Source organism: Embleya sp. AB8 (genome assembly GCF_049739465.1).
Taxonomy (GTDB): domain Bacteria; phylum Actinomycetota; class Actinomycetes; order Streptomycetales; family Streptomycetaceae; genus Embleya.
The window spans coordinates 46,420-61,339 of the sequence record NZ_JBMHHY010000018.1; the positions used below are offsets into that span (position 1 = coordinate 46,420).

Annotated in this window: 14 protein-coding genes; 6 read left to right on the forward strand and 8 right to left on the reverse strand. The window is 71.8% G+C overall.

What is annotated here, in order from left to right; all coding sequences use genetic code 11:
* Positions 1 to 138 precede the first annotated feature (138 nt).
* Together ABIA38_RS26305 and ABIA38_RS26310 are read right to left on the reverse strand one after the other, a co-directional pair.
* Positions 139 to 1,245, reverse strand: a complete 1,107-nt coding sequence (locus ABIA38_RS26305; RefSeq protein ID WP_424641302.1) for a terpene synthase family protein — start codon at positions 1,243 to 1,245, stop codon at positions 139 to 141.
* Between the two features lie 309 nt (positions 1,246 to 1,554).
* Positions 1,555 to 1,671, reverse strand: a complete 117-nt coding sequence (locus tag ABIA38_RS26310) for a DUF397 domain-containing protein (RefSeq protein WP_424641303.1) — start codon at positions 1,669 to 1,671, stop codon at positions 1,555 to 1,557.
* A 906-nt stretch (positions 1,672 to 2,577) separates the two neighbouring features.
* Between ABIA38_RS26310 and ABIA38_RS26315 the strand changes: the two genes are divergently transcribed.
* Both ABIA38_RS26315 and ABIA38_RS26320 read left to right on the forward strand, forming a co-directional pair.
* Positions 2,578 to 3,384 carry an SDR family oxidoreductase gene (locus ABIA38_RS26315; RefSeq protein ID WP_424641304.1) on the forward strand — a complete coding sequence of 269 codons (807 nt, stop codon included), beginning with the start codon at positions 2,578 to 2,580 and terminating at the stop codon, positions 3,382 to 3,384.
* 27 nt (positions 3,385 to 3,411) lie between these two features.
* Positions 3,412 to 4,305, forward strand: a complete 894-nt coding sequence (locus ABIA38_RS26320) for a helix-turn-helix domain-containing protein (protein ID WP_424641305.1) — start codon at positions 3,412 to 3,414, stop codon at positions 4,303 to 4,305.
* Positions 4,306 to 4,527: 222 nt separating this feature from the next.
* Here ABIA38_RS26320 and ABIA38_RS26325 read toward each other — a convergent pair whose 3' ends face one another.
* Positions 4,528 to 5,718 carry an MFS transporter gene (locus ABIA38_RS26325; protein ID WP_424641306.1) on the reverse strand — a complete coding sequence of 397 codons (1,191 nt, stop codon included), beginning with the start codon at positions 5,716 to 5,718 and terminating at the stop codon, positions 4,528 to 4,530.
* A 59-nt stretch (positions 5,719 to 5,777) separates the two neighbouring features.
* On the opposite strand from ABIA38_RS26325, the gene ABIA38_RS26330 reads away from it, so the two are divergent.
* Positions 5,778 to 6,755 (forward strand): ArsR/SmtB family transcription factor, encoded by a 978-nt coding sequence (locus ABIA38_RS26330; RefSeq protein ID WP_424641307.1) that lies wholly within the window; start codon positions 5,778 to 5,780, stop codon positions 6,753 to 6,755.
* On the opposite strand, the gene ABIA38_RS26335 is transcribed toward ABIA38_RS26330, so the two are convergent.
* Positions 6,704 to 8,386 carry an FAD-dependent monooxygenase gene (locus ABIA38_RS26335; RefSeq protein ID WP_424641308.1) on the reverse strand — a complete coding sequence of 561 codons (1,683 nt, stop codon included), beginning with the start codon at positions 8,384 to 8,386 and terminating at the stop codon, positions 6,704 to 6,706. The genes ABIA38_RS26330 and ABIA38_RS26335 overlap by 52 nt on opposite strands.
* Before the next feature lie 95 nt (positions 8,387 to 8,481).
* On the opposite strand from ABIA38_RS26335, the gene ABIA38_RS26340 reads away from it, so the two are divergent.
* From ABIA38_RS26340 to ABIA38_RS26350, 3 genes are all read left to right on the forward strand, one after another.
* Entirely contained in the window at positions 8,482 to 9,048 is a 567-nt protein-coding gene (locus tag ABIA38_RS26340; protein ID WP_424641309.1) for a CGNR zinc finger domain-containing protein, read from the forward strand.
* Positions 9,049 to 9,280: 232 nt separating this feature from the next.
* Positions 9,281 to 11,392, forward strand: a complete 2,112-nt coding sequence (locus ABIA38_RS26345) for a hypothetical protein (RefSeq protein ID WP_424641310.1) — start codon at positions 9,281 to 9,283, stop codon at positions 11,390 to 11,392.
* A 52-nt stretch (positions 11,393 to 11,444) separates the two neighbouring features.
* Positions 11,445 to 11,804: a hypothetical protein gene (locus ABIA38_RS26350; RefSeq protein ID WP_424641311.1), complete on the forward strand. Its 360-nt coding sequence runs from the start codon at positions 11,445 to 11,447 to the stop codon at positions 11,802 to 11,804.
* A 171-nt stretch (positions 11,805 to 11,975) separates the two neighbouring features.
* Here ABIA38_RS26350 and ABIA38_RS26355 read toward each other — a convergent pair whose 3' ends face one another.
* The 4 genes from ABIA38_RS26355 to ABIA38_RS26370 form a co-directional block, all read right to left on the reverse strand.
* Positions 11,976 to 12,503, reverse strand: a complete 528-nt coding sequence (locus ABIA38_RS26355; protein ID WP_424641312.1) for a nucleotidyltransferase domain-containing protein — start codon at positions 12,501 to 12,503, stop codon at positions 11,976 to 11,978.
* 534 nt (positions 12,504 to 13,037) lie between these two features.
* Positions 13,038 to 13,229: a hypothetical protein gene (locus tag ABIA38_RS26360; RefSeq protein ID WP_424641313.1), complete on the reverse strand. Its 192-nt coding sequence runs from the start codon at positions 13,227 to 13,229 to the stop codon at positions 13,038 to 13,040.
* 17 nt (positions 13,230 to 13,246) lie between these two features.
* Positions 13,247 to 13,798 (reverse strand): hypothetical protein, encoded by a 552-nt coding sequence (locus ABIA38_RS26365; protein WP_424641314.1) that lies wholly within the window; start codon positions 13,796 to 13,798, stop codon positions 13,247 to 13,249.
* A 142-nt stretch (positions 13,799 to 13,940) separates the two neighbouring features.
* The gene (locus tag ABIA38_RS26370) at positions 13,941 to 14,912 is read right to left on the reverse strand and encodes a carbohydrate kinase family protein (RefSeq protein ID WP_424641456.1); all 972 of its coding nucleotides are present in this window, start codon (positions 14,910 to 14,912) and stop codon (positions 13,941 to 13,943) included.
* Positions 14,913 to 14,920: the final 8 nt, after the last annotated feature.

A 14,920-nucleotide genomic window follows, 5' to 3' on the forward strand; every position in this document is an offset into this window, starting at 1 on the left:
ACGCCACCAACGCCAGCAACGCCAGCAACGCCACCAACGCCAGCAACGCCAGCAACGCCAGCAACGCCAGCAACGCCAGCAACGCCACCAACGCCACCAACGCCACCAACGCCACCAACGCCCGGACCCGACCGATCGCTACGGCCAGCGGTGGCCCGCCGCACCGCCGTCCCATCCTCGGGGCCGGCCGCGTACGTCCAGCAGGTCCTCGACATACTGCGGCACCCGCAACCCGCCGCCCTCGCCCGTCCTGCGGCCATCGGCCGGCCGGTGGTGGTCGAGCGAGCGCACGTTCTCCCAGGCCCAAGCCTCCGTGCCCGCCATTCGGTTGTGCATCGCGGAAACACACCGGCGCAGTATCAGATCGGCCTCCGGATCGGCCCACGCCACGTCGCTGCCGCCGCCCTGCAACGTGCGGCGGGCGGTCAGGAAGTCGGCCACCCGGTCCTGGATCCGCGCGGCCACCGCCGCTTCCGCGTGCTCGCGGCCGAGGTGTTCGGTATAGGCGAGGACGCCGACCAGATCGGCCGGCGCGTCCGTCTCCGTGTTGCTCCGGGAGGAGTAGTAGTCGCAGGTCCAGGAGACCACGTCCGCCTCGGCGTTGCGGATGTCGTCGTACGCGGCACCGTCCCGGATCGCGACCGGCAGTTCGCCGTCCGCCATGTACTCGTCCAGGAGTAGGCACGGGAACTGCCCGCCGGCGAGCCGCCGATGCCGGATGTAGGCCTGGACACCGGAGGCGTACTCCCGGGTCGCCGCAGGCGAGTCGCCCGCCGTGCGCGGCACCGCGTGCCGCATCGTCTCGACACACTCGGCGGCGAACCGCTCGCGCCACTCGGCGCCCATGGCCGGATACACCCGACCCAGGAGGTCCGCGAGCGCCCGCCCCATCGGCCCGGCGGCGGACTCGGCCCGGCCGGTGCGAAAGATCGGCTCGACCTGCCCGATCACGTGCTCCCACGTCGGCGCGGCCCGCTCCCTCGGCTGGGCGCAGCGGTCGTGGGTGAGGAACTGCCAGCCGAGGAACTGGGCGTACCGGCACAGCCGATCGGGTTCCGCGTCGGGGTGGGTGTAGGCGGCCAGGTCGGCGAGCCGGGCGCCGATCAGCCTGGTCTCGGCGGCGGGGTGGTCGAGCAGTTCGTGTCGTCGCGCCCAGTCGAGCAGCCGGCATTCCGCGTCGGGCGCATGCGGATTGCGGTCGAGGGCGAACGGCAGCGGTATTCGTGTGGGATGTGCCTCGACCATGGGGACTCCATTCGTCGTCGAAGGGTGGCGCGGCGCCGGATTCCTCCACCCACTGTGGACCTTTCCAGGCCACCACCGACTCCCGCACGCGACGATGCCGGCGCTCGGGCCGCCACACACCGATATCACCCGTTTCCACCTGTGGCGCTCACCGATCTGCTATGGATCGCCCCAATGACTGCCGATGGCCCATGATCACCACGAATAACGCACGAGAGGCGCATACCACCGTCTTCGCACGACTCGCCCAACGCACCCGCACGCCGAAGCCCCGCCACTTGATGACGGGGCCTCGACACGGCCGGCACATCAGACGGTACGCAACATCGCCACCATCGCCGACCAGGACGCCGGTCCAACCACGAGGCGCCCGACACTCGGATCCTTCGAGTCCCGGACCGGGACGATCGGGCCGCCCACGCCCACCAAGCCCCGGCGTGCCGTGCCTGTCCACCCTGCGGCACGGCGCGCCGGGCACCAGCCGAGTAGGAGAACGGGCCCATGAGCCGTGCCGAATCGCCGCCGACGCCAAGGGAGATGGGCCGACGAGCCATCGTGCTGCGACGGGCGCGCCGTAGATACCTCCGCCGGACGCAGACGTGGTTCCCGGTCCGCCGCTACCGGAACGAGCCGTGACCCGCGCCGACTTCGTGGTGACCGCGGTCAATGAGGTGATCCCGAGCCTCGTCGCGCACACCGCTCCACTCCGCGAGCAGCCTCATCACGTGCCCGCCCGGATCGACGCGGGCGACTGGGTCGCCCCGCCGAACGCCCGGGCCTGTGGCGCGACTTCGTACCGCCCGTCTGCACACCCGCGCCCGACGAACCGCCCGTCGAGGACCCGGCGAACGTCGTCCCGCCGTACCTGCTCGCCCCCGAAGAACTCGGCGAGAGACGCCGATCGTGCATCGGGCGCATCCGCTGACAGGCACTACTCGCCGATCCGGCGCCCCAATGCGCCGCCACACGGACATAGCGGATATAGCGGACGCGCGCACATGAACTCGCCGAATGAGAAGCGCTGCTGCGGAAGTTGCTCCCTAGTGCGCGACGACGTCACCGTCCCGGCCACCACCAGTGCCGTCTTGGCCGACACGCTCGACGACGCCGTGCCGCCCGCCCGTTCGATCAGTCCGGTGGATCCGGGGTCGGCGTACCAGGCAAGGGTGGCTCTCGCAGTACCTGTATCACCAGGGTCTCCCAGACGTCCAAAATGCCTGTCAACCTGGATACGCACTGCAGCTTTACCCCATCGGTTCATTCAGCTGCCCGAATGCGCGACCGTGTCGGCGCATTTTTTCTTCCACGACAGAAGGGACGGAGACGAGACCAATGGCGGACAACCAATTCACCACTCACACAGAACTTTTCGATCTGAGTGGGAAATACGCCCTTGTCACTGGCGGCACCAAGGGCATTGGGATGATGATAGCGCGCGGCCTTCTCCAGGCGGGCGCCCGCGTCGTCATCAGCTCACGCAAGGCGGACGCGTGCGCGGAGGCACAGCATCTACTGTCCGAATTCGGCGACGTTCAAGCAATTCCCGCCGACCTGTCCAGGCACGACGAGTGTCAGCGCCTCGCTGATCTTGTCCAGGTCGACTCGGAACGCCTGGACATTCTTGTCAACAACGCGGGAGCGATGTGGCGCGAGCCGCTGGCGACGTTCCCGGACGAGGCCTGGGACGCAGTGCTCGACCTCAACCTCAAGTCGCCGTTCTGGCTGGTGCAGGCGCTGCTCCCCGCACTTCGCAGGGCGGGCACCGCCGATGATCCCGCGCGGATCATCAACATCGGCAGTATCGCCGCCATCCACGTCGCCCAGTCGCCCAACTACTCGTACGCCGGCAGCAAAGCGGCACTCCATCAACTCACCAGAGTGCTTGCCAGAGAGCTGGGCCCGCAGCACGTCACAGTGAATGCGGTGGCACCGGGAGTGTTCCCGTCGCGGATGATGGCGTCCACGCTCGATGCCATCGGCGACACGATCGCGGCGGCGACCCCGCTGCGCCGGCTCGGCCGCGACGACGACATGGCGGGTATCGCCGTGTTTCTCGCCGGCCGGGCCGGGTCCTACCTCACGGGCACCATCATCCCGGTGGACGGCGGCATCGCGACGACCGCATCGGGTACCCCTTGAACTGCGGGACGGGCTTACGGTGAGGGGATGGCCACGATGGATCTACGCACCGAGACCCGGGAGTTTCTCAGCTCGCGTCGCGCCCGCATCGCACCCGAGCAGGCGGGCCTGCCCGCTTACGGCGGCAACCGTCGGGTCAAAGGTCTGCGCCGCGAGGAGGTAGCGCTACTGGCGGGGGTATCGGTCGACTACTACGTGCGCATGGAGCGCGGCAGCCTCGCCGGTGCCTCCGATGGTGTGCTCGACGCGTTGGCCGCTGCCTTGCAACTCGATGAGGCCGAGCGCGACCACCTGTTCCACCTCGCGCGCCAATCCAGGGCGCCCAGCGGCCCACGCCGGCGTAGGCCTGCCGTGACGGTGCGCTCGACGCAGCAGCAGGTGCTCGACGCGATCTCCGATGCGCCGGCCTGGATCGGTAGCGGCCGTTATGACGTGCTCGCCATGAATCAACTCGCTCGCGCGCTGTATTCACCGGTGCTGGCCGACCCGCGACGGCCCGCGAACACAGCGCGGTTCGTCTATCTCAACCCCGAGGCGGCCGGCGATTTCTTTGTCGACTACGACCACATTGCCCGCGACGTGGCCGCGAAGCTACGCATGGAAGCCGGCCGCAATCCGCACGACGAGGAGCTGATCGCCCTGGTCGGCGAACTGTCGACGCGCAGTGAGCTATTTCGGCAGCGGTGGGCATCTCAGGACGTGCGGCTGCGCCGGTCCGGCCGCAAGCGTGTGCGCCATCCGATCGTGGGCCGGCTCGACTTGGACGTCGAGTCCCTGGAACTGCCCGCCGAACCCGGCCTGCACCTCAACGTCTACACCGCACCCGCAGGCACACCGACCGCTGACAATTTGGCGCTTTTGGCGTCGTGGGCGGCCACCCAGCAGACCTTGGCGACCGAGCTCGAAGCACACAACGGATGAACGGATAGTCGCGCAGGCCGTGTTGGGGCCGAGTTGCGGATGTACGTGTCGTCGTCGACGCCCGACTCGGCGCCGCCGTAGTAGGCCCACACGGCGGCCGGCACCGCCTCGACGGCCCGGGCGTACGCGTCGAAATCGGCGAGAACGGCGGCCGGCGCCGGGGTTTCGGTGATGCGTACATGTTGTCCAACGGAACCGTCATCACCCGGCCGCCCGACGCTCTCACGCCTCCGCCGTCGCCACCACCGTCTCCGGGCTCGTCGCCCGCAACCCCGCCCCCACCACCAGCGTCACCGTGATCGACGCCCCCGCCAGGAACACGATCGCCGCCGTCGGCGACGTGACCTGCGCGATGCCGCCCGCGAGCGACGCCGCCACCCCCTGCATCGCCACCATCCCCGACGAGTGCAGCCCCAGCGCCTGGCCGCTCAGCTCGGGCGGTGTGATCGCCATCAGCCGCTCCTGGAAGAGCAGCGTCGCCGAATACCCGATCGACGCGATGCCGATCACCGCCAAGGCCACCGGCAGCGGCGGATGTACCGCGAACAGCAGGTACGGCACGGCCAGGAGCAACTGCATGGGGTGACCAAGGCGGCGCCGCCACGCGCTCGGGACGAATCGGCCGCCCAGCACGTCCCCGAGGAGCATGCCCAGCGCCGCGAAGGCGAACAGGAGGCCCGCGTGGTCCGGTTGCAGCGGGATGAACAACGATTCGCACCCGACGATCAGGCCGTTGGGCACCCACAGCACGACGTAGAGGTACCGACGCTGCTTGACCGACCACAACAGCGAGTTGTTCCGCCAGGTCTCGGCCACCGACGGCCGCCCGGCCGCGCGCGGCGGTCGCCGGGTGAGGCCGCAGCGGGCCACCACGGCGGCGAGCAGATACAGTCCGGCGCCGACAAGGAGCGTGCCGCGCGCGGACAACGCGGCGACCAGCACCGCGCCCAGCGAGAAGCCGACGACCTGCACCATGCCGTTGCACATGTTGAGCACGGACCGGCCGAGCAGGTAACCGTCCCGGGGCAGGATCTCGTTCAGCAGGCCGAACCGCACCCCGCCGGCCACCGCCGCCACCGCGCCCTCGCCCAACACGATCGCGAACAGCGCCCACAACGGCAGTCCGGGAATGGCCAGCGCGGCCGTCCCCAACGCGAAGACCAGCGCGCTGAGGCTCAGCGCGGCTCGAGGCGGTAACCGGTCGGCCGCCGACATCAACGCGGTGGCCCCGATCACCTGCGCCAGCGAACCGCCGAACATGCCCAGCGCGGCCAGCAGCGGCGATCCGGTCCGGTCGAAGACGAGTGTGCCGAGCGCGAGCCCGCTCACGGTCAGGGCGGCCAACTGCGCGGAGGAGGTGGCGAACAGGGGGGTGTACTCCGGGGCCCGGAACAGCTCTCGGTAGGTACGCATGTGCCGAGCCTCGGGGTTCCCGGCGAGCAACCGTTACTGTTTCGCCCGGAGGCGAAACCATGGGCTGGTGGCAGGTCGAAGCGGACACCCTGGCGGGCAGCCGGTTCGCCGTCTCGCCACTTGCCGAGGTCACCGCGACGCTGAAGACGTTGGCCCGAGGCAGCGCCGCACACCCCGGCGAACAGGTCTGGCTGACCGCGCACCTGGACGCCTACCGGGCCCGCCTCGCCGCCGACCCGATCACCGCGCTGCTCCTGCGCGTCGGCTTCGGCGGCACCTGGAACGCGGACTTCCTGACACCCCCGCCCGCGCTCACCGGCGAACCGACCTTCGACACCGAACTGGCCCGGATCCGGGCCGCCCCGGGCGCCGCCATCCGCGCCGACCTGGAGGTGTCGATGGGCGGCCCGCTGCCCGGCGCCCTGCGCGACGCCGACGACCTGGGCGAGCGCGCGGCGGACATCCTGGACTGGGTGTGGACCCGGGTGGTCCGACCCGACTGGCCGCGCCGGCGCCGGATCATCGAGGCCGACATCATCGCCCGCACCGGCCAACTCGGCCGCGGTGGATGGGAGGCCGCGCTCGGCGACATGCGGCCGGGCATGCGCTGGCTGGGCGCGAGCCGGCTGCGGATCAACACGCACGACTACCCGCCGCGCGAACTCGGCCGGGCCCGGCTGTCGTTCGTCCCGGTCACCCCACAGCGACGTGGCTGGGTGGCCTGGGACGACACCCGGCACTACGCGGTGATCTACCCGTGCTCCGGTACGCTCGCCGACGCCCATCGCCCGACCGGCGCCGACCCGCTGGCCCGACTGCTCGGCCCGGCCCGAGCCGGCGTACTGACCCGGTTGGAAACCCCCCTGAGCACCACCCAACTGGTCGCCCTCACCGGCCAGGGCCTCGGCTCGGTGGGCCGCCACCTCAAGGTGCTCCTGGACGCCCACCTCGTACTGCGCCGCCGCGCCGGCCGCTCCGTCCTGTACTACCGGTCGGCGACGGGCGACGCGTTGGTGGCGGCGCAGCGGGATTCCTGACCGGGAGCGGAGAGCACACGCCGCAGCACATGGTCGAGTTCCGGGCCGCCGGCGGGGGAGGCGGCGCGCCAGGCGATGTGGCCGTCGGGGCGGACCAGGACGGCGCCCGACGCGGGCAGGGCGGACAACCGGTGGAAGGAGCCGGGGAGTTCCTCGGCCGGTCGGTCGCCGTCGAGCCGGTGCACGGTGACCGGGAATCCGGCTGCCGTGGCGGCCTGCGCCTGCTCCTGCCAGGCGGCCGAGTCGGCCGCGGTGATCAGGGCGAAGTCGGGTCCGACGAGGTCGAGGGTGGAGGAGATCCCGGGCGGGCCGACGAGCCGAGTGTGGGCGGCCCGCTGCCCGGGGGCGCCGCCGGGGTGGTAGCCGGTAACGTCCAGCACCGGCCGGGTGGCTGCGTCGGGTACGTCCGGGTCGGGGATGACGGCGGAGGATCGGTAGGCGGCGGTGAGCAGGAGTTCGTCGTCGATCCGGTAGCCGCCGCGAGTCCGGGCGTTGTCGCGGGACACGTCGATGATCTGCCGGGCCACCGGGCGGCGTTCCGCCTGGTAGCTGTCCAGCAGCGGCGCGCCGGCCCGGCCGGCGAGGACGGCGGCGAGTTTCCAGGCGAGGTTGTCCGCGTCGCCGATCCCGGTGTTCATCCCGTGGCCGCCGGTCGGCGGGGTCACGTGCGCGGCGTCCCCGGCGAGCAGGACGTGTCCACGGCGGTAGGCCGAGGCCAGTTGGGCGTCCATCCGCCAGGTCATGGTGTCTCGGATGGTCACGGCCAGGTCCGGCAGTCCGGCGGCGGTGCGGACGAGGTGCGCGAGGTGCCGGTGGTCGGTGCGGTCGCCCTGCGCCTGCCCGGACGAGTGGCCCGCGTCGATGGGGTATTGGTAGATCCAGTGGCGGTCGTTGTCCACCGCCATGAAGCCGCCGCGCCCGGGTTCGGTGAGGAAGTACGAAGCACTGGCCCGATCCGCCACCACCGGGCCCAGTGGCGCCTCGAACCGGATGCTGAGGAAGTGGCCGAGGCCGGTCGGGCCGTCCATGGTGATACCGGCGCCGGTCCGCACCGTACTGCCCGCGCCGTCGCAGCCGATCAGCCACCGGGCACGCACGGTGTGTCGGGTCCCGTGCACGCGGTCCTCCAGTACGGCGTCCACGCCTGGTCCATGCTCGCCCTTCTCCTCGTCCTTTTCCTCGTGCTCGTCCTCGGTGAAGGACAGCAGCCGCGTGCCGAACCGGATCCGGTCGTCGGCCGCCGATTCGCGGGCCCGCCGCAGGAGTACCGGTTCGAGCGCGTCCTGGGCACAGATCAGGCCCGGCGAGGGGGTGCGTTCGTCGTCGCCGGCCGCCGGGTCGTGGGCGACCCCGGTGCGGACGAAGTCGGGGTCCACCAGGCTGCTTCCCCGGTAGAAGAACACCTGGGAGACCGGGAGGCCGACCGCGCGGATTGTGTCCTCGAGTCCGACTCGGCGGAAGATCTCCATCGAACGGGCCGCGATGCCACGGGCCTTGGGGTGGATGGAGGTGCCCGGACGCGCCTCGACCAAGAGGTGATCCACGCCGTACGCGGACAGCAGGATCGACAGGGTGAGCCCGACCGGCCCACCACCGACGATCAGTACGGGAGTCGTCTTCGGAAAATGCATGGCTCTCCAATGTAACGCTCATTTGATAATTTTGAAGTTACCATGAGGGGGATCGAGAAGACTGTGCAGACCAAGCAAGAAGGAAGGATGTGGCCGTGACCGAGCAGCCGGCCGGCGACAACCCTCGCGGCCTCCACTTCATCGTCGAACTGGCCAACGCCGTGCAGAGCGGCGGGACCGAGGTCGACGCGGCCGCGCTCCGGGCGCTCCTGGAGCGCCATGGCGGCCCCTCCTTCGTGCTCACCGAGTCCGCTGCCGAGCGGATACGCGAAGCCACCGGCCCCCTGATCGACGTCCTGGCCATGCGCGACGAGGACCGGGCCGCCGAGGCGATCAACGCGCTCCTGGACCGGTATCCGGCGCGGCCCTACCTGGTCCGCCTTCCCAGACGCGCCTGGTCGTTGCACGCCAAGGCGTCCCACCACGCCGACCCCGCGCACTGGTTGTCGTCCACCGCCGCACTGGCCCTCGGCCTGTGGCTCGGCGAACGCGGCCGGTGTGCGTGGGGGCAATGCGCCGCACCCGACTGCGCGGACTACTTCATCGACACGGGCCGCCGTACCCCGCAGCGCTATTGCACGCCGCGCTGCGCCACCCGGGTCCGGGTGGCCTCGCATCGCGCGCGGCGGGCCGAGCCGGACGCGGACGCGGACGCGAGCTGACCATGCCGTGGCCGGCGGGTCGGGGGACCTTCTGTACCCTCGGTGAATCCTTCTCGACTCATCGGAGCCGTGTGAACGTCCTGAGTGCGCGCAGCCGGAACTGCCCCTTCTCCTCCTCTTTCGCGTCCGCCGCCGGTGCTGCTCCCGGTGGTGCGTGGTGACCCGGGCACTGCCCCGGGCCGTGCCTCGGGCGGTACCTCGCGCGGTACCTCGGGCCGGGATGTGGGCGGCGGTGTGCGTCGTGCTGCTGGCCGTACTCGGCCTGTGCGCGCAGCCGGCGGCGGCGGCGCCCCGGGACTCGGGCGCCGCGGTGGACCGGGTGGTGCTGATCGGCGTGCCGGGCCTGGGGTGGGGGGACGTCGATCCGAAGGTGACGCCGGCGTTGGCCGCCTTCACGGAGCACGCCTCCTCGGCGGCACTGGTCGTACGTACCGTGCGCAAGAGCACCTGTCCCGGGGACGGCTGGCTCACCTTGGGCGCGGGTGCGCGCGCGTCGGGGGGCTGCTCGGGCGGGCCCGCCCCGCAGCAGGCCGCCGACGGCTCGTGGTCGGTGCCCGGGATGGAGCGGATCGCGGGGGTGAACAAGGACACGGCGTATGCACCGCCCCTGGGGGCGTTGGCCCATGCGGTGGCCGGCTCGGGGCGGTGTGTGACCGCGGTCGGGCCGGGGGCGGCGTTGGCGAGTGCCGACCCGGCCGGCCGGCTGCCCGGAGGCTATCTGCCGGACGCCGGGTCGGTGGGTGCCGAGGAGTTGGCGCGGTGCGCGCTCACCCTCGTCGACCTGGGCGCACTGCCGCCGACCGGGGCCGCGCGTACGGCGCGTCTGGCCGAGGCGGACGCGGCGGTCGGTCGGATCGTCGCCGCGCTCCCGCCGCGCACGATGGCGGTGGTCGCAGGCGTCGGCGACGACGGGTCGATCCCGGGTCTGCGGCTGTTCGCCGCGCGTGCTCCGGGGCTGGAGAGCGGCCTGTTGGCGGCGGATTCCACGCGCCGGGACGGGCTGATCCAGCTCACCGACGTGGCACCGACGCTGCTCGCCCGACTCGGTGTCGCGACGCCGCCGGGCGTGATCGGGGCCGCCGCGCACCGGGTCGCCGGGCCGAGTGGGGCCGCGGCGGTGGAGCGGCTCGCACGGTTGGACGACGCGGCGCAGCAGGCCCGGCTCGTGCGTGAGCGCTACCAGTTCTCGACCTGGCTGACCTGGACGCCGGTGGTGCTGTTCGGCGCGGCGGGCGCGGTGGGGATGTTGCTGCGTCGGCGCGGGAGGCAGGTGCGGGCGCTGCGGCGTGGCGTGCAGGCGGTGGCGATCGTCGCGGCGTGTGTGCCGGTGGGGACGTTCCTGGCCAACCTGGCGCCGTGGGAGGAGTCGGCGACGCCGAAGACGGTGCTGCTCGGCTGGACGGCGGCGTGGACGGTGGCGATCGCGGCGGTGGCGCTGCTTGGGCCGTGGCGGCGGATCGCGTACGGCCCGGCGGCGGTGGCCGGCGGCGTCACCACGGCGGTTTTGGCGCTGGACATCACCACCGGCGGGACGTTGCAGCTCAACGCGCTGCTCGGACTGTCCCCGCTGGTCGGCGGCCGGTTCTACGGCTTCGGCAACATCACCTGGCCGCTGTACGCCACGGGCCTGCTGTTCGCGGTGGCCTGGCCCGCCGGGCGCCTGATCGCGGCCGACCGGCGGCGCGCGGGAATCCTGCTCGCGGCCGGCACCGGCGCCGCCGGCGTCCTGATCGCGGGCTGGCCGGGCCTCGGCAACAAGTTCGGCGCCATGCTCGCCATGGTGCCCGGCGTGATCGTGCTGACCCTGCTGCTCGCCGGCGTCCGGGTGACCTGGACCCGGCTCACCCTCACCGCCCTCGCCGCCGCGCTGACCGCGGCGGCGGTCGCCTGCGCGGACTGGGCGCGCCCGGCCGAACACCGCTCGCACCTGGGCACGTTCGTCCAGCAGGTGCTGGACGGCGAGGCGGGCGACGTACTGCACCGCAAGATCTCCACCAACCTGTCCACGTTCCACTGGCCGGGCGGCATCATCCTGCCCATCGCCTTCGTGGCTCTGTTCGTGGCGATCACGTCCCCGACCCGCCTGAGGGCCCACGCCCTGGCACAGGCCTACCAAACGGCCCCCTGGACCCGCCCGGCCCTACTCGCCATCTGGACCACCGCCGTAGCCGGCTACGCCACCAACGACTCGGGCCTACAGGTCCCGGCCAGCGCCCTGGTACTGGCCATCCCGTTGGCGGTCGCGGTGGCGGTCGCCCCACCGCCGACCGGGACCCCGGAGCCGAAGTCCCCCGATCCGACGACGGGCAACCAGACCCCGGAACGCATCCCCGAGCCCACCTGAACCGAGGGCCACCGGGCCGGCCCAGACAGCCCACGATGAGGAGGCGATCGCGGTGAGCGAGCCCAACGTCGACATGTCGGACAACGCGCCGCTGTTTCCGATGCCACCGGTGACCGAGCAGGCGCTGCGCGTGGCGGTGCTCTCGCTCGATCCGGCTGCGGCCGTGCGTTTCGAGCAGGAGTTCCACGCCGCGTGGCAGGAAGCCGTACAAACGGACAGCACCGTGCCCATGCATACGTTCCTGCGTCGCTGGGCGGTATTCGTGGCGTTGCAGCGAGTGCCCGCCCGGGCAAGGCGGTTGCGGGAACTCGAGCGGGTGATCGCCGACGCGGACACCCGCACCGCCGCCCGGCCCGCCGCCGCCGAGATCGCCGCCATGTTGGACGAGGCCGCTCGCGAAGCCGCCGCGTAGGCAACCGGACTTGGTAGCACGAACCCGGTGGCACGAACCCGGTAGCACGAACCCGACGACGAACACGTCCGCGGCGGTCCGCCCCGCCGGCGCCCGGACCGGCCGGGTCATACCGCCCGCCGGCCCCCGCTCGTTGCCCACCACCCCCACCTCGCTCCTCGCCCACCTCGCCTACCTGGCCAACCCCTCCCGCAGTCGCTCGATGTCCTCCGCGTCCTTGGCCCGACGCGGGCGATGCGGTCGCCAGACGGGTGTCATCAGCTTGATCTCGATCTGGGCCTCGGCGGAGATGATCGGGCAGGAGACCCCACCCAATTTGCCCGGTGGGGCGTCGAGCATGCCGTCCGGCCAGCGGGCACCCGCCCACGGGCCACCGGCCACGATCACATGGCCGTCGGGATCGCGGGCCAGGAAGGCGAAGCCCAGCTCCACGGAGCCCGTCGTGTAGTCGAGTTGCTGCTCGGCCGGCGCCCGGGCCAACCGCACGAAACCTCGCGCGCCGAACGCGGCGGTGAGGGCCGGGGCGTCCTGCGCCCAGGCGAACCAGTCGACATCCACGTGCTCCCGGGTTGTCCGCCCCAGGAAGAAGTCCATCGCCCAACCGCCGCGCAACCAGACCTCTATGCCCAACTCCCGGGCCAGGTCCTGGACTTCGACGATCAATGCGAGCTGTCGGTCGGCATCCGACGACACAGTCATGGGATTACGGTAGGGCTCCCGTCGCCGACGCGGCGCGGCTCCGCCACGCCGTCATCCACCCGTGACCGAACGGCCCTTCGGCCACCCGGCCCGGCACCCCCGCAGGCGCCGATCCGAAACGGATCCGAAACGATTCACCCCTCGAACCAGCCGCCGTCCCACCCGCCGGATCCGACCCACCCCGACCCCGAACGGCGGACAACCAGGAGGTCGAGGACCCGCAGGCGACAACCGGCAACCCACCGCGGCGCCCGGCCCGCCGGCCGAATATCGCCGCTACCAGAACCCCGTGGCCCACCGGCAAGGCAATCACCCGGAGTCACCGCCGGCCCACAAAACGGCACCGGCACAGCCACCGACCCCGGCCGGGCCCCGCCTGCGGTTCAACCCGCGTGCGGACCCCGGCAGCGGCCCATCGCGCCCGCGTCCGAACGTTCCCTCCGGCCACCGACGGACTCCGGCAGCCCCCGCCCAGCCCGGATTTCAGAGCTGTCGGATGCCGGATGTCGGGTGCCAGATGTCGAATGTCGGAGGTCAGATGATGGAACGCCCCAGCCACTGTTGCTCGTCGGCTGTCATCAGGTCATGCGGAAGGATCACGCTGCTCCCGCTGTTCGGCGGTGCGAAATAGCCGAGGTGCACGACCCGCTGCTCGCCGTCGGCGCAGACGAGCCAGTGTGCGATGTCGTGGTCCGCGGGCCTTCCCACCGCACCCGGCGTGTCCACGATCCCCAGCTCGGTGATCAGCCGGGTGTAACTCCCACCGGGCTGGCCGCGCGGATGCCTTGCGGGTCGGTTTCCGCGAACAGGCTCACGGTGATCCGGAGATCGTCCAACCGCAGGGTCTGTCCATCCCGCGCGCCGGCGACGAAGGACACGGCCGGATCGCTGCCGAGCCGCCCGAACGCGGGACGCCGGGTCGTGGGATCTCCGGTCGTGGCGAGCCGCTCCAGATGCCGCGGGATCAACCCGCGCACCCATGTGTTGAACTCCTTCGCGAGCACGGCGGCCACGATCCGTCGTGTCCCGTTGACGGTAACGGTGCGCATGACCGTTCGGCTCGCCGCACCGGCCGAGAGTCTGCCTTGGCCCTCGAAGATATCGACCACGTAGCGCGCGTAACCCTCGGTCAGGTCGCCTTCGCCTCGACAGGGCGTCAGCTCGTTGCCTACCAGGCAGATCCCCGTCTGCCGTTCGAACTCCGCCATCACCCGCCGGCCCTCCTCCGGATCGGGGTCCGGGCCGTCGACATAGACGATGAAGATGTCCTCTGCCTCTGCGGCCGGTACTGCCATGGGCTGTCTCCCTTTCGGAGGTGACCGTTGAGTGAGGCTACTGCGCGGCGTATTCGCGAGCGAACTCCGGTGCTGTGTCGGCGAGTTCCAATCCGGGGCCGGCCGCGGCCGAAGGCCGCAGCGCGCGCGGCAACCGCCCGGACTATCGAACCGCCGGCTCACCCCCGCCCGCGTCGCCACCGCCCGCCCCACCCCCACCCCCACCCCGATACGCCCGAACCTCGCCGGCCGTCGGCGGATTTGCCCCCGCCCGGGAGCACGTGATCGCCGACACCACACCCGCGTCGCCCAGCAACCCGGCCAGCGTCGCCCGGTCCAACCCGCGTACCCCGCCCGGATCCAACCGGTCCCTCCGCGCGAGCGCGTCGAGCAGGCCCGCCGTGTAGGCGTCACCCGCGCCGACCGTGTCCACCACCCGGACCGGGTGCGCGGGGACGTGCGCGCTGCCCGCCCGGCATACCCCGTACGCGCCCTCGGCCCCCCGCGTGACCACCACCAGCCCCGGCCCCCGGGCCAGCCACTCGTCCGCCACGGCCGCGAAGTCCCGCCCCGGATACAGCCATTCGAGGTCCTCATCGCTGACCTTGACCAGGTCCGCCAGGTCCACCAGGGACTCGATCCGGGCCCGCGCGCCGCCCGGATCACCCATCAGCGACGGCCGGCAGTTCGGGTCGTACGACACCACCGCCCGCTCCCGCGCATGCTCCGCCGCCAGGACCCGGCGCACCACCTCGGCCCCGGGCGCGAGCGTCGCCGCGATCGACCCGGTGTGTACGCACCGCGACCGTGCCGGGACCCGCACCGACGCGGGCGGATCCCACGCGATGTCGAAGACGTACGAGGCCGCCCCCGCCGCGTCCAACCGGGCCGAGGCCACGCTGGTCCGACCCGCGTGCACACTCCCCGGCGCCACCTCGACCCCACTCGCGGCCAGGTGCGCGGCCAGCAACTCCCCGTACGCGTCCCTCCCATGACGGGTGATCAGCCGAACCGGCCGGCCCAACCGGCCCAACCCCACCGCGACATTGGCCGGACTGCCCCCCGGATGGGCCACCGGCACCCCGCCCTCGACCCGGACCAGGTCGACCAACGCCTCGCCGATCACCGTGATCATCGACCCCT